Annotated in this window: 15 protein-coding genes; 7 read left to right on the top strand and 8 right to left on the bottom strand. The window is 66.5% G+C overall.

The features are described from left to right. Positions 1–3: 3 nt before the first annotated feature. Positions 4–2,478 (bottom strand): hypothetical protein, encoded by a 2,475-nt coding sequence (locus LZC94_32670; GenBank protein WXB12590.1) that lies wholly within the window; start codon positions 2,476–2,478, stop codon positions 4–6. Between the two features lie 318 nt (positions 2,479–2,796). Between LZC94_32670 and LZC94_32675 the strand changes: the two genes are divergently transcribed. From LZC94_32675 to LZC94_32690, 4 genes are all read left to right on the top strand, one after another. Beyond that, positions 2,797–4,014: an outer membrane protein assembly factor gene (locus tag LZC94_32675; GenBank protein WXB12591.1), complete on the top strand. Its 1,218-nt coding sequence runs from the start codon at positions 2,797–2,799 to the stop codon at positions 4,012–4,014. Between the two features lie 203 nt (positions 4,015–4,217). Further along, positions 4,218–4,460, top strand: coding sequence for a CsbD family protein (locus LZC94_32680; GenBank protein WXB12592.1), 243 nt, complete (start codon positions 4,218–4,220; stop codon positions 4,458–4,460). A 62-nt stretch (positions 4,461–4,522) separates the two neighbouring features. Next, entirely contained in the window at positions 4,523–4,783 is a 261-nt protein-coding gene (locus LZC94_32685) for a GlsB/YeaQ/YmgE family stress response membrane protein (GenBank protein WXB12593.1), read from the top strand. Positions 4,784–4,893: 110 nt separating this feature from the next. After that, positions 4,894–5,109 (top strand): hypothetical protein, encoded by a 216-nt coding sequence (locus LZC94_32690; protein ID WXB12594.1) that lies wholly within the window; start codon positions 4,894–4,896, stop codon positions 5,107–5,109. 12 nt (positions 5,110–5,121) lie between these two features. Here LZC94_32690 and LZC94_32695 read toward each other — a convergent pair whose 3' ends face one another. Together LZC94_32695 and LZC94_32700 are read right to left on the bottom strand one after the other, a co-directional pair. Then, complete coding sequence (locus LZC94_32695; GenBank protein ID WXB12595.1) at positions 5,122–5,595, bottom strand: hypothetical protein; 474 nt, start codon at positions 5,593–5,595, stop codon at positions 5,122–5,124. A gap of 98 nt (positions 5,596–5,693) precedes the next feature. Next, positions 5,694–6,599 (bottom strand): hypothetical protein, encoded by a 906-nt coding sequence (locus LZC94_32700; protein ID WXB12596.1) that lies wholly within the window; start codon positions 6,597–6,599, stop codon positions 5,694–5,696. A gap of 71 nt (positions 6,600–6,670) precedes the next feature. On the opposite strand from LZC94_32700, the gene surE reads away from it, so the two are divergent. Beyond that, positions 6,671–7,396 (top strand): 5'/3'-nucleotidase SurE, encoded by a 726-nt coding sequence (surE, locus tag LZC94_32705; GenBank protein ID WXB12597.1) that lies wholly within the window; start codon positions 6,671–6,673, stop codon positions 7,394–7,396. Between the two features lies 1 nt (position 7,397). Here surE and LZC94_32710 read toward each other — a convergent pair whose 3' ends face one another. After that, positions 7,398–8,861, bottom strand: coding sequence for an amidohydrolase (locus tag LZC94_32710; GenBank protein WXB12598.1), 1,464 nt, complete (start codon positions 8,859–8,861; stop codon positions 7,398–7,400). Between the two features lie 236 nt (positions 8,862–9,097). Between LZC94_32710 and LZC94_32715 the strand changes: the two genes are divergently transcribed. Both LZC94_32715 and LZC94_32720 read left to right on the top strand, forming a co-directional pair. Continuing rightward, the gene (locus LZC94_32715) at positions 9,098–9,538 is read left to right on the top strand and encodes a PA2169 family four-helix-bundle protein (protein WXB12599.1); all 441 of its coding nucleotides are present in this window, start codon (positions 9,098–9,100) and stop codon (positions 9,536–9,538) included. 513 nt (positions 9,539–10,051) lie between these two features. After that, positions 10,052–10,567, top strand: coding sequence for a DUF6496 domain-containing protein (locus LZC94_32720; GenBank protein ID WXB12600.1), 516 nt, complete (start codon positions 10,052–10,054; stop codon positions 10,565–10,567). Between the two features lie 179 nt (positions 10,568–10,746). Here the strand turns inward: LZC94_32720 and LZC94_32725 are convergent, their stop codons facing one another. The 4 genes from LZC94_32725 to LZC94_32740 are packed head-to-tail and all read right to left on the bottom strand — an operon-like array spanning position 10,747 to position 12,745. Beyond that, on the bottom strand, positions 10,747–10,935 hold the full coding sequence (locus LZC94_32725) for a hypothetical protein (GenBank protein ID WXB12601.1): 189 nt from the start codon (positions 10,933–10,935) through the stop codon (positions 10,747–10,749). 60 nt (positions 10,936–10,995) lie between these two features. Further along, positions 10,996–11,943 (bottom strand): non-homologous end-joining DNA ligase, encoded by a 948-nt coding sequence (gene ligD / locus LZC94_32730; GenBank protein ID WXB12602.1) that lies wholly within the window; start codon positions 11,941–11,943, stop codon positions 10,996–10,998. After that, positions 11,940–12,203, bottom strand: a complete 264-nt coding sequence (locus tag LZC94_32735; GenBank protein ID WXB12603.1) for a hypothetical protein — start codon at positions 12,201–12,203, stop codon at positions 11,940–11,942. Before LZC94_32735 ends, ligD begins: the two co-directional genes overlap by 4 nt. Beyond that, a complete protein-coding gene (locus tag LZC94_32740) occupies positions 12,200–12,745 on the bottom strand; it encodes an inorganic diphosphatase (GenBank protein ID WXB12604.1) in 546 nt (181 codons plus the stop codon). The genes LZC94_32735 and LZC94_32740 overlap by 4 nt, the downstream gene beginning before the upstream one ends. Positions 12,746–12,950 lie beyond the last annotated feature (205 nt).

The following is a 12,950-nucleotide window of genomic DNA, read 5'->3' on the forward strand; positions in this document are numbered from 1 at the left end:
GGGTCAACGTGGCGCCGGCGGCGCCTCGGGCGGATCGTCCGTGAGCAGCGGCGCCATGGCGTGCGCTTCATCGCGGAGCCAATCGTCGAGGCCGAAGAGGCGGACGCCGGCGCCCTCGTCATCCAGGCGGATCCCCGCGGAGAGCACGCCCTTCTCGACGATGAACGCGCCCCGGCGGTGCTCGCCCTTTACCGCATAAAGACCGCGCACGGCGAGATCGCCGCCGCGCGCATCGAGGCGGCGCAGCGCGAAGTGCTGCGGGGCGAGGATCAGCCGGCCCGCCGCCACGAGCCGCGGCATCTTGGCCAGCTCGCCCAGGATCTTCGGCGGGCCGTCGCGCAAGAGAATGGCGAGCAGCGGATTGGCGTCGCGCGCATCCAGCAGGATGCGGGCGTCGAGCCGGGGCTCGGGCGCGATTCGAAAGATGGCCCCGGGGAGCATGGCGTCGCCGTACCAGTGCGACGCCTCGGTGGTCGCGTGGGTGACCTCGACGTGCCGCATCTGCACGCGCGAGCCGCTCAAATCGAGGATCGGCCCGCCGAAGACGCTGCCGGCCGCCCCCGTGGTGTGCGCGCGCGCGATCACTCGGAAGTCGCCCGCGAAGTGCGTCTCGTTGAGGCGAAGGCGCGACCGCGACAAGGCGAGATCGGCGGTCCCGTGCGCGACATTTCGATCCCCGGCCATGGCGAGATCGGCCGAGAGGTGCGCGGCCCCCGACTCGATGGCCACGATGCCATCGCCGGGCAAAATCGTCTGCAGCGAACGCAAATCGGGTATCCGTGCGTCCCGGATCCGAAGCTCCGACTCCCAATTCCCGAGCTTGCCGCGCGCGTGGCCGCCTTCGAAGAGGCTCGAGGTCGGATGGCGAAGGCTCACCAGGCTGACATGCGGCGCGCGCGCCGAGAGCTCGAGCCGCTCCAGAGTGAGATCGGGCGCGCCTTCCAGGGCGTCGGGCCGCGTAAACCGCGCTTTGGCCCGGGTGAGGGCCACCCGTACGCCATGCACGCGCAGCGATTGCCGCGCGAGGTTCACGTCGGCCTCGGCGGATGCATCGATATCGCCGGCGACGCCGAATGGCTCCACATTGACGCCCAGCCGCTCGCCGTGAACCCGCGCGGAGAGCGACGCGCGTTTCTCGGCCAGCCAGCCCTCCGCCCGCGCCTGGCCGCGCGCGTGCCCGCTTCGAATGGCCGCGTGCCACGCGGCGGGTAAATAACGCGACAGCGCTCGCGCATCGGGCAGCTCCAGATGGGCGAGGTCGAGGGTGCCATGAAGATCCGTGAGCGGGTGTGCGAGCTCGAGAGCTCGCGAGTCGGCGGTGGCCACGGCGCGGCCCCGCAGAAAACCGCGGCGCGCAGGCGGCGCTTGCCTTTCGGGCGCCACTTCGAACGATGGCGCTTCGAGCCGGAGGTCGAATCGATTGCGCTGCTCCGCCACCTCGGCGCGCGATACATGGCCGGTCACGACGAGCTCGCTCGAGAGCGTATGACCTGCCGCGGATAGGGTCGCGCGCGGCAGCACGGCGTCGAGTTGGCTGCCCGTCTCCACGGAGCCGCCCTGAAGGTGTACGGCCAGCCTCCGCACCTCGGCGATGCCTTTTATCGATACGTCTTTTGCGAGCTCGGGCGCCATCCGCCCGACGTCCGGGAGCATGCCCGCCACGTCGGCGTGGATGGTCGCGCCGCGCAGGATGTCCTCGCCTTGCGCGGTGCGCGGATCGAACCGGGCCACCGTGACCTCCAACTTGCCACCGCCCAGCGCGTCGGCCACGGCAAACGGGCCGGTCATCGCGCGACCCTGCTGCACGTCCACCTGCACGGGCCCGATATCGACCGAGCGGACCGGGATCAAGTGAAAGCGGCCGGCGATGCGGGCCAGGCCCTCGAAGCGATACCGATCGATCCACACTTCGCGCACCTCCTCGGCGACGACATCCTCCAAGTGGGGCTGCCAGAGATGGTACTCGGCGTCGTTCCACGTATCGGGGGTCTCGACCTTCGGCGGCCGCACCGCATAGGCGCCGAGCCCCGGGATGCTCGGGAGGCCCGCCACCTCCTCGGGCGATGCGGGCGGCGCATCCAGGCGCTGTCGGAGGCGAAACGATATGCCGCGGCCGCGCGCGCGCGATACATCGAAATGCTGCTTTGCGAACGCCAGCAGCGATACGTCGAAGGTGACCTCGTCGAGCCATAGAATCCACTCGACATTGCTGTCGCGTCCCCGGATGGAGAGATCGGTCGCGTGGATGCGGCCGGGGATGAGCGACCACCCGTGTCGGTAGCGAATGTCGATGGTCTCCGGCTCGCGATCGATGGCCATCTCGAAGAGCGGTGTCGCCAGAAAGACATTCATGACGACCGCATAAAAGACGAACGGCAAAACGACGAGGGCGACCAGGAGACGCACCACGCGCTCGATTCGCGCGCGCGGCGCCTTGCCCGATCCATCCTTGGTTTCGTGTGCGGTCTCGTCTGCCACACCCGGGTTCTCATGCATTTTCGAGCCCAACGCCGCTACGCCTGCGCCATGCGCGACCGCGCCATCGTCCCCGAGGTGGCGCGAGGACCGCGGAACGTGAGGCAAAATGCGCAGGGACGCCACTTCGCCACATGCGCTGGCTCGCTCGAGCGCCGCTCGAAGCTCCCGGAACGCCGAGCGATCGCGGTCACGCGGGCGGCGGAGCGAGCACACGTTGGCCAGATGTTTGCGGAGCGACGCTCCACCATGCTCAGGGCGCGATCGGGAAGCTTCGGGGGCCTCGGTTTCACGGCCGGGATCTCCGCCATGGCGTGCGCGATGACGATGCTCGCGGCGCCCCCGGCGCAGGCCGTCGAAGACGACCCTTCCCGCGTCCCGCGGCCGAAGACCGAGGTGGATGGGGTCCCCATCGTGGGCGGTGACAGCGACATCGGGGTGGGCGCGGGCGCCCTCGGCGCGATCACCCGCCTCGAGCCCGGGCGCAAACCGTACCTGTGGCGGCTGGAGGCCGGCCTGCTCGCCACCTTCAAGCCGCCGACGTCGGACGCCGGGTTGCGGCTGCCTTACCAAGATTATTACCTGCTCCTCACGTTGCCGTACCTTGCAGGGAAGGCGCTTCGCCTGGAGGTGCGGCCGTCGTTCACCAAGGAGACGACGCAGCGCTATTACGGAATTGGAAATGATTCGCCGGCGCCCTCCCCCGACGGGCCGCAGGACGAGGGATCGTCCTACTACCAATATGGGCGCCTTCACGCCTCGCTGGCCGTGCGCGCGCGGCTCCGGCTCACGGAGCACCTGTTTTTGCTGGTCGGAGACACCTATACGTACAATCGCCTGGACGTGCCGGCCGACTCCAAGCTCGGCGCCGATTTCGCCAACACGGCCAACACGGAGGTGCGCTCGATGCTCGGCGATACGCGCCCGCACGGCGTAAACTTCTTCGAATATGGCATCCTGTTCGACAACCGCGACAACGAAATTTGGACCCGGCGCGGCACCTACGACCAGCTCAAGATTCGATTGAGCCCCAGCGGGCCCGATGGCCTGCCGTACCGCTATGGGCAAGTCGACGCCATCTTGCGCGCCTATGTGCCCATCGGCTCGCGCGTGGTGCTCGCCGCGCGCCTGGTGGCCGACGTGCAGTTCGGCGATCCTCCCTTTTACGAGCTGGCGCGCTACGAAGACACCTTCGCCCTCGGCGGCTCGAACGGCGTGCGCGGTGTGCCGGGGCAACGCTATTACGGCAAGGTCAAGGCGTTCGGCAACTTCGAAGTTCGTTCGACCCTCTTCGACTTTCGCTTGTTCGACAAAAAATTCGCGCTGGGCGCCACGGCCTTCTTCGATGCGGGCCGCGCCTGGACCGAGCTCGGCTCCTCGCACCCCGCCCTCGATGGAACGGGCCTCGGGCTCAAGTATGGCACGGGGGTCGGTTTGCGGCTGCACCAGGGACAGGCGTTCGTGGTGCGCGGGGACATCGCGTGGTCGCCCGATGCGCAGCCCATTGGCGGGTACTTCACCGCCGGTGAGATGTTCTAACCAAAAGGACTCGTGTGGCAGTTTTGCTCAAGGGATCGCCGGGAGCGATCCTCCGAGTTTCTCCTTCATGAATTCATGAAACTTCGCGTCAGAGGGCGCTTGTTCGGATGACGCCAGGTGGCATGTAGATTGCGACGCAACCATTCGCGTTCGACCGGGGGCGTTCGCGTTCACGACAACCATTGGAACCGGGAGGAAGTCTCATGAACTGGGATCAAATCGAAGGTGAATGGAAGCAAATCAAAGCGCACGTCAAGTCGAAGTGGGCCAAGCTGACGGACGACGACGTGCAAGCCTTGTCCGGCAAGAAAGACGCGCTCGTGGGCAAGATTCAAGAGCGCTATGGCGTCTTGAAGGACGAGGCCGAGCGCCAAGTCGACGAATGGATCGCCAAGGTCAAGCCCGGCAGCGGGGACAACAAGGACGTCCGGCCGGGGCCGCGCTGACGGCGGACACGAGCGTCGAATCGTAGCGGCGTAACGCACCGCAGTCCACGTAGGAGGTCACGATGCATTTCATTTTATTTCTGCTCTTTGGACTCGTCGTAGGCGTGCTTGCACGGCTCATCGTGCCGGGTCGAGAACCCGGTGGGTGGATCATCTCCATTTTGCTGGGTATCGCGGGCTCCTTCGTGGGCGGCTTACTCGGCCGGCTGGTGGGACTCTACCGCGAAGGTGAGTCGGCGGGCTTCGTGATGTCGCTCATCGGTGCGGTCCTCTTGGTGGTCGGGTACCACGCGATCGCCCGCCGCCGCCGCTCGCTGGTCTGAGAGCCATGAGAAGCGCGCGCCAAGCCGAAGTGCTTCGGGCCACGCTTCCAGGACGGAGCGCCTCGAGGTCTTCGGGTTCGCGCGCGCGCTCTGCCGTGGAAGGAGTGGGCATGTTTTCGAAGCTGCTGCACGAACGCAGTCCGTGGGCGATCGCAGCGGGCATCGGCGGGGTGGTCCTCGTCGGGCTCGCGGTCCGCTCGCACGTGGGTCGCGGGATCCTCGCGACCCTCGCCGCGCTGTCGGCGGCCCGCTGGACGACGAGGCGGCTCTTGGAGCCGCCCCACGTCCCTACCGCACCACCACCACCACAGCTCACGTCGTCGTAATCCGTTCGCCCGTCAGGGGCGAACGGGCCCCTGGCGGGTCGGCGTCGCCGTCAAGGCGGGGGTGTCGTAGTCGATGCTCAATCGGGCGAGCGAGAGGGCCCCGAGGCACAAGCCGAGGTCGCGCAGCGCGATATCCCAGTAGCCTCCGACGAGCACGAGATTGCCGATGATGGCGAGCAGCCATGCCACGACGATGTACGCGCCGACCCTGGGTTTGGCCGCGACGATCAGGGCCGCGGCGATCTCCACCACGCCGACGAACATCATGAACATGCTCGTGCGGAAGGGCAGGTGCGTCGCCACGGCGGGCGCGATGTATTTCTCCCACGAGACCAGCACGTTCGCGAACTTGTCGAGGCCTGCGATCAGCGGGAGGATCACGAACCCCCAATGTAGAATTTGATAGGCTTGATAGGCAGGGCTGTGCGCATCGGCGACGAGATCGTCGCGCCGAAGGCCGCCATGTGCGTGACTGATGTTGGCCATTGTAAACCTCATGTGCAGGTGTCGACCGCCAGGCCGACTGCCGCGCTTATCGACGCAACGCGCATTCCATGGCCGCGCGCTTCGTTCGCGTCATTCCGTCACGCTCCGTCCCGCTCACGCGGCACCAGCATCCGTAGCGCGCCGCGCGCGACGTCGAGGGTGACGTCGCCGTCGAGCTCCCACGCTTTGTCGTCGCGCTGAGCCCATTGCACCTCGCTTCGGATGCGCACATGGGTGGCGCGGCTCACCTCGAAGGATGGCAGCACGATGTCCGCGGGGCTATCGATATCGTACAGCGCGTCGATGAGCGCGCGCTTGAAATGCGGCCCCACGCGCACCACATCGAGCTCTCCGTCGTCGTGCTCCGCGCGCGGGGCCAGCCGCAATCCGGGGCCGAGGCTGCGGATGTTCATCACCGCGATGAGCACGTAGTCCCCCGAGAGATCGCGGCCATCGGCCTCGATGCGGTAATGGCGAGGCTCGTACGTCTCCAGCACACGCGCGATCAAACCCGACGCCTTGGCCGGGCTCTTGTGCTCGTGGCCGGCCTTGTTCGCGAGCACATGGGCGAGCACCCCCGCGCTGACGCCCTCGAGAAAATACGCTTTCGAAGCGGCGGTGGTGACGATGCCCAAATCGATTCGGCGCTCCACGGCGCGCTCCAGCCGCGACACGGCCATCATGGGCTCGATGCCGACCCCCAGGGAGCGAGCCACGTTGTTGACGGTCCCCACCGGGAGGATGGCCATGGGAATGTCGGGCAGCTCCCCGCCCGCGATCTGCTTGGCCACGCGTCCGACGGTCCCATCGCCCCCAGCCACCACGACGGCGTCGGCATCCCGCAGCGCGTCGCGATCGAGCTGATCCTCCGTATGGCACGAGGAGACGGTCCATCCGGCCGCTTCGAGGGCGGTAACGAACGTGGCCTGGGAGGTCTTCTTGTTGTCCTCACCTGCGGAGTTTTTTTCCCCCGCACGTGGATTGTAAACGAGCACAGCACGCATGCGGCCCTTGCAATGCAGGTGCTGCGCCCGCGCGCCCGCGGTCTGGCTCCATCCGTGCACGGCATGGGCGAATGCGAATCTTGGTGACCAACGACGATGGGATTTACAGCCCAGGCCTTTGCGCATTGGCCGAGGCGGCCTCCAACTTCGGCGAAGTGCGCATCGTCGCCCCGGACGTGGAGCAATCCTCGATGGCGCACGCCATCACGTCGTCGCGACCGCTCTCCCACCGCCCCGTCAAGCTTGGCCGCTACTCGGCATTTCGGGTCAACGGCACGCCGGCGGATTGCGTGGCGCTCGGGAGCCATGTTTGGGGCGGGGTCGACCTGGTGCTCTCCGGGGTGAACCTGGGCCTCAACGTGGGAAACTCGATGTGGCACTCGGGCACCTTGGCGGCCGCGAAGCAGGCGTCGCTCTTGGGGATGCGCGGGGTGGCCCTGAGCGCGGGCGAGACGGAGGACGAGTACGCCGTCCTCAAACCACATATGAGCCGGGTGCTGGCGGAGGTCATGAAGCGCCGCCACCTGATGTTGCTCAATGTCAATTTCCCGCCCCGCCCCGAGGGCATCCAATTCACCCGCCAATCCGTGAGGCACTACGATGGTTACATCGTGCCCGCGCGCGATCCGCACGGCCGCGATATCTTCTGGTCGGCCATCAAACCGCTGGAGGCGCCGGAGCCGGGCACCGATCGCTGGGCCATCGAGCACGATCTGGTCTCCATTACCCCGCTCCGGCTCGACTTGACGGACCAGAAGGCGCTCGATGAGCTCCTGCGGGGCACGGAGGAGCAGTAGGTCAGATCTCGCCCGGGGGTTGATCGCGCAGCAACTCGAACAGCTCGCGTCGGGTTCGAGGACCGTAGGTGCGGAAGGACGGACGGGGATCGTTGCGGTACTCCATGCGCTCGCGCGCGACGGCGTCGTTCGCGTGCGCGCGCCGGACTTCATCGATGTCCACGCCGTAGACGCGCGCGCCGTTCCATCCGAAGATCTTGCGCTTGATGCGCGGGGTGAGCGCCGGATAGCCGTAGCGCTCCTGGAACTCTTCGGAAATTTGAAAGGCGCGGAACGCTTGGATCTGGTCCTGGGGCGATCCGTACCAGATGGCATCCGTGCCCCATAGAATGCGGTCTTCGCCGAGGTGCTTCAGGAGCTTGCCCAAGAGATGGGCGGCCTGCTCCGGATCCTTCATGAGCTCCCGCCACACCGAGCCCAGCTCCGCATAGACGTTGCCGTGCTTGCCGATGTCGTTCTCCTCCAAGCTGCGAATGAGCGCGTCCACGCCCTTCTCCGCGTTGGGATTGTACGGGCCTTCACGGAGCGAGGGCTCGTAGCCGGAGTGATAAATGAGAAACGTGGCGTCCGGCGCGGCTTTGGCGGCGGGGCCCACGTCGATGGGGCTGGTGAAGGCGTTCTTGGCGCCCGGGAGCGGCAGGCCTTTGTGCACGGCGAAGATGTCGACCCCGAGGCGCAATCCCTCGCGAATGGTGAAAAGCCCCGTCTCGGGATCGTCGAGGCGGTATCCGGTCGAATCGCCGGTCCACACGGGATAGAGCTTCCACGCGCTGATCTTCCACCGCTCGGCCAGCGCGTGCATGCGCTCGCGCGTCCTCTGGTGGGATTCGTCCTTGGGCAGCACGATCCCGTGGATGCGCAGGCGGGGCGAGCCCTCCATTTGGGCGACGCGGCGGCGGGTCAGGGCCTCCTCATCGATGTGAATGGCGTTGATGTCGTCGGTGCCCCAGAGGGCGCTGAGCACGGCCAACTGGGTATCGCTATCGAGGAATACTTCTTTGAGGAACACATCGCGACCGAAACAATCCATCTTTTCGGCGCGGCCGCATTGGGCTTGGGGGGTGGTCAGGATGAAGTCGGCGAGCGTGGGGCGCGAAGCCTTCCACCAGGGCCGGTTGGTGGCGACGTGGTGGGTCTGCACGTCGAAGATGAACTCATCGCCTTCGAGCACGGCCGCGGCCGCAGGATCGGTTTGCGCCTCGTCGGGGATGGCATAATGGCCTCCGCAGCCCGTTTGCCCCAGCTCGTTCAACGTGAGCAGCACGGTGGCGGCGCCGCAGCTCGAACGAAGGAACGCGCGGCGATCCATGCCCAATCGCCGCGCGGTTTCGCTCGCTCGCTCGAGCGATGTTCGCATGACCCATCGCAGCCGCTCGCTCGGCGGTTGCGGTTCGTATTCGCCATTGGTGGTCGCGTCGAGCTTGATCGGCAAACGCAACGGCTCTTCGGGTGACGTTTTCGACATAGCGGACCTCCTCGGGCCGCCTCCTAACGCAGAATACGTACCGCGAAAAGCGGGATCGTGGCGCGATGTCGCGCGTGGCGAGATGCCGCGAAGACTGGGCCTCGACCGGGTGCGGCATGAATCACGCACCGGGCCCGCTCATGCCGTGACGTTCACGGCATCGAGGTGGGACCCAAAGCCAAACACCACCCGAAAAGACAACGACGAAAGAGCAGAAAGAGAAGGAGGTACCAACGATGACCACAGCCCAAAGCCACAACGTCGACCAACTCAACTCGTTCCTTCGCGGTGAGATCTCCGCAGTCGAGACCTATCGGAAGGCGGTTGGAGCGCTCGACAAGTCCGTGCACATCCAGCAGCTGACCGAGTGCCAGCAATCGCACGAGCAACGCGTGGCCATCCTCTCGGAGCAGATTCGGAGGCTCGGGGGCACGCCCGCCGATTCCTCGGGTATCTGGGGCGCTTTCGCGAAGCTCGTCGAGGGTGGGGCGAGCGCGCTCGGAGAGAAGACGGCCATCGCCGCCCTGGAGGAGGGCGAAGACCACGGCAATCGCGACTACCAGAGCGATCTGCCGAAGCTGGATCGGGAGGTGCGCGCGCTGATCGAGGCGCGCGTGCTGCCGCTGCAGCAGCGCACCCACGCGGCGCTCAGCGCCCTGAAGAAGCGTCTCTCGTGAGCCACTCGCACGCGGCACCCGAGCTCGTGCTCGTCGCGCTGGGCGCGGCGTGGGCCTGAGCGGCGCGTTGGACGCCCGAAGGAGGACGGGTTTGGCCGGTCTCCTTCGGGCCCTCGCCCGGCGCGGCGGGGGATGCATGCGGGGCGTGGAGGTCGTGCTCTTTCATGAACGACTCCAGCTGGCGCACGGCGCCGAGACACTCCTTGCGTGCATCCTGCAAGCGACGCCAGCGGAGCGAACGCGCATCGCTCGACTCTGGCCCCGCGCATGTCGAAGGACGCACCGGCGCGGCGTTATGCACCTGTGCAGCCGCCTTCTCGACGGTCAGATACACGATCTCGCAATTGCCTTACGAGCGAACGGATCGGCGCCGGTTGCGCCGAAGGAACACCCAAACCGAAGCATGATTTAGACCACAGCCGTTCCGTCCTTCGGCATTCCGCAATGACGCGATAAACCTATGTGGCCGGCACGAAGAATGCTCCGCTGTAGGCAATGCCGGAAAAGAAAACCATGGAACGGGCTCGTCGCGCGAAGGCGCGAGGAAAAGCGCCGTCGACCCAAGCCGGTGAGTTCGTGCGCGAAGAGATCGAGCATGTGCGCGAGGGCAAACACGGGGCCCGATCGGCCAAGCAGGCGATCGCCATTGGCCTCTCGAAGGCCCGGCGCGCGGGCGTCGATCTGCCGCCGCCTGCACCCGGCAAGACGTCCTCCAAAACGCGGCGCAGCGCCCAGCGCGATTACGAAAAGGGGCACACGCCCCGCGCGGCCGCCGCGCGCAAATCGCCTTCGCCGCGGCGTTCGCGCGCCACCAAGGCCGCTCTGAAGCGCGAAGGCACGGCGGCGGCATCGCATGGCGCCTTGGCGAGACAAGCGCATTCGGCCGCCACGCGGCGCACGCGCGCGGATCGCTCTCAGGCGGCCAAGAAAGCGGTGCGCACCAAGGGTCCGGCGGCGCGTTCGGCGGCCGCAAAGAAGGGCGCGCGCACCCGCGCGGCGCGATCAGGCCGCAAGCCCGCCCATCGATGACGGTGACGAGATACGCTCGATGCGCATAGGTGCTTCACGTCACGACGTTACCTTGCGTCTCCCTGCTTCATGCTCGATGGGGGTGAACGAGAGTGACTCGTAGGGTGAACGACGATGACGAGCCTGCAAACGTGCACCAACGGGGCACGCTGACACGTGCGCGCCCCGGGTTCGAAGAGCTACTCAGGTATGACTTCGGGGGTGGCCGGAGGAATGGGTGTGTGGATGGGTTGCTCCGGCACCGGACGATGAATCGGTTGCTCCCCGGGTGCATACTCGGGCACCTCGCGGGTCGGAATTTCCACGGGCTGACCGGGCACGTGAGGCTGGCCGGGGTTCGGGGTCATGGGCGGTTGCGTCGAGCTCATTGAATCTCCTTTTCTCTTAAGGTCTCGTGTGCGGTTTGCTTCGTTATTCGTTCTTACGGCTCATGCACTCTTGCGCCGGCGGGCATGCGCCATTTGCAAGTACGCCGGGGGCACGCGCTGCGCGAGATCGAAGAAGTCCGCCCAAGGATCGGTGCGCCGTTTGCTCAGCAGCTTGGGCACGGTGGCGACGGAGAAATCACGCGGGTCCATCTTGCCGAGATCGCGCCAGGCCACGGGAAAAGCAACCGGCGCGCCCGGGCGAGCGCGGACCGCATAAGGAACGATGGCGGTCGCTCCTTGTCCATTGCGAAGGTAATCGATGAAGATCTTTCCGCGCCGCGCAGACTTGGACAATGTCGCGGTGTACCGAGCGGGATCGCTTCGAGCGAACTCGCCCGCTACGCCAAAGGTGAACTCCTTGATGGCGTCGAAGGGCGCCTCGGGCACGATGGGCACCACCACGTGCAAGCCTTTGCCGCCCGTGGTTTTGACGAAGCTCCGGAGCCCGATGCGCGCGAACGCGTCGTGCATCGTCCAGGCCGCGTCCACCACGCGCGCAAAGGGCAAGCCCTCGTCGGGATCCAAGTCCATGACGATCCAATCTGGAACGCCGCTCTCCGGGAGCCGCGATCCCCATCCGTGCAGCTCGACGGCTCCGAATTGGATGAGCGCGATCAGCCCGCCCTCGTCCTCCACGTGCAAAATGCCGTGCTCGGCGATCTTCGATCCATGAATCGAGGGCGGCATCCCCGGGGTTCGCTGTTTTTGAAAGAAGCACTCCGCTTGGTCACCCTCCGGACATCGCACCAGCGCAAGCGGCCTTCGGATCACGTAAGGGAGCATGCGGCCGGCGACGGCACCGTAATACCGAGCGAGCCCCACCTTCGTCAGCCCCGATTCGCGGTCGAGAACCCGGTCAGGGTGGGTGATCCGCACGCCGGCGACGGCCTCGCCGGCCGGGCCTGGGCGCGCGGTGCGCGGGCGCGACGATGACGACGTCGATTTCATCCGGACGAGCGCTCCGTGTTCGCGATGCGCGGATCTTTGATTTGGCGCATGGGATCGCCATCCGGGCCAAAAGGCGGATCGCCCAATGGCGGTGGCGGCGGCAGCGGCCCCTGTTTGGGCGGCTCTTTGACGGGCGGTTTCTGGGGCGACGGATCGCGGGCCGGAGGATGGGGCGGACCTTTGCGGCGGGTGCTGCGCTCGCGCGGATCTCCCTGTCCTTGGTGCCCTTGCGACGGATCGTGCTCTCGTTTTCCAATCATGTTGCCTCCTTTCGCCGGTACGCCGCGTGTGCGTCGGCTACGAGCTTGGCCGCCACCTCGGGACCTTTCCAGCCCTCGATGCGAGGGTCTTTGGGGGTCAGGAGGGTCGCCAAAAGAAAGAACTGTTCGAGCTCCTGGCGAACGCGCGGCGAAAAGAGGGTGGCGTCGCGCGCGCGCTCGTCCTCCGCGGGGACCACGATGAGCCGATCGTTGCTCTGACGCTCGCTCGATGCCCGCCCGTCCTTCACGACCGCCTGCGACAGCTCGACGAGGCCAATGGGTTTGCACGCGATGACCAACCCCGGAAAGCTGGTGCCGTCGTGGTAGATCAGCGCGTCGAGCGGATCGCCGTCGGGTGCGACGGTGCTGGGGACGAATCCCCAGTCGTACGGGTACGTCACGCCGAGCACCAACGGGCGCGAATATCGAAATAGCTCCCTCTCCGGATCGTAGGCGATCTTGGTATGCGATCCGCGGGGCGTCTCGACGACGACGTGCAGGTCCTGCTTTTCGTCCTGGTAGGGGAGCTTTGCGAGGTTCACGGTGGTCTACGCCCTTCTTCGTGAAACGACTGGGTGCAACGACCGGACCGGCCTCGTTGACGCGGTGTAGCCCGCGTTATCGGGCCTCGAGCGTGGTATTTGGCAAACACGACCATCTTGGCGCGATCGCGTGAAAACGCGAAGGAGGCGTCGGAGATTGCCCCAGTGAGGAAGAATGCAACGCGGCCGCGCGCTGCGACGAAGA

Source organism: Sorangiineae bacterium MSr11954, assembly GCA_037157815.1.
GTDB classification, from domain to species: Bacteria; Myxococcota_A; Polyangia; order Polyangiales; family Polyangiaceae; genus Pendulispora; species Pendulispora albinea.

Bases quoted from the DNA above. Each gene is read 5' to 3' on its own strand.
- LZC94_32725 (WXB12601.1), bottom strand. From the start codon at position 10,935: ATGAGCTCGACGCAACCGCCCATGACCCCGAACCCCGGCCAGCCTCAC.
- LZC94_32680 (WXB12592.1), top strand. From the start codon at position 4,218: ATGAACTGGGATCAAATCGAAGGTGAATGGAAGCAAATCAAAGCGCAC.
- LZC94_32720 (WXB12600.1), top strand. From the start codon at position 10,052: ATGGAACGGGCTCGTCGCGCGAAGGCGCGAGGAAAAGCGCCGTCGACC.
- LZC94_32685 (WXB12593.1), top strand. From the start codon at position 4,523: ATGCATTTCATTTTATTTCTGCTCTTTGGACTCGTCGTAGGCGTGCTT.
- LZC94_32735 (WXB12603.1), bottom strand. From the start codon at position 12,203: ATGATTGGAAAACGAGAGCACGATCCGTCGCAAGGGCACCAAGGACAG.
- LZC94_32690 (WXB12594.1), top strand. From the start codon at position 4,894: ATGTTTTCGAAGCTGCTGCACGAACGCAGTCCGTGGGCGATCGCAGCG.
- LZC94_32715 (WXB12599.1), top strand. From the start codon at position 9,098: ATGACCACAGCCCAAAGCCACAACGTCGACCAACTCAACTCGTTCCTT.
- LZC94_32675 (WXB12591.1), top strand. From the start codon at position 2,797: ATGACGATGCTCGCGGCGCCCCCGGCGCAGGCCGTCGAAGACGACCCT.
- LZC94_32710 (WXB12598.1), bottom strand. From the start codon at position 8,861: ATGTCGAAAACGTCACCCGAAGAGCCGTTGCGTTTGCCGATCAAGCTC.
- LZC94_32695 (WXB12595.1), bottom strand. From the start codon at position 5,595: ATGGCCAACATCAGTCACGCACATGGCGGCCTTCGGCGCGACGATCTC.
- surE (WXB12597.1), top strand. From the start codon at position 6,671: ATGCGAATCTTGGTGACCAACGACGATGGGATTTACAGCCCAGGCCTT.
- LZC94_32700 (WXB12596.1), bottom strand. From the start codon at position 6,599: ATGCGTGCTGTGCTCGTTTACAATCCACGTGCGGGGGAAAAAAACTCC.
- ligD (WXB12602.1), bottom strand. From the start codon at position 11,943: ATGAAATCGACGTCGTCATCGTCGCGCCCGCGCACCGCGCGCCCAGGC.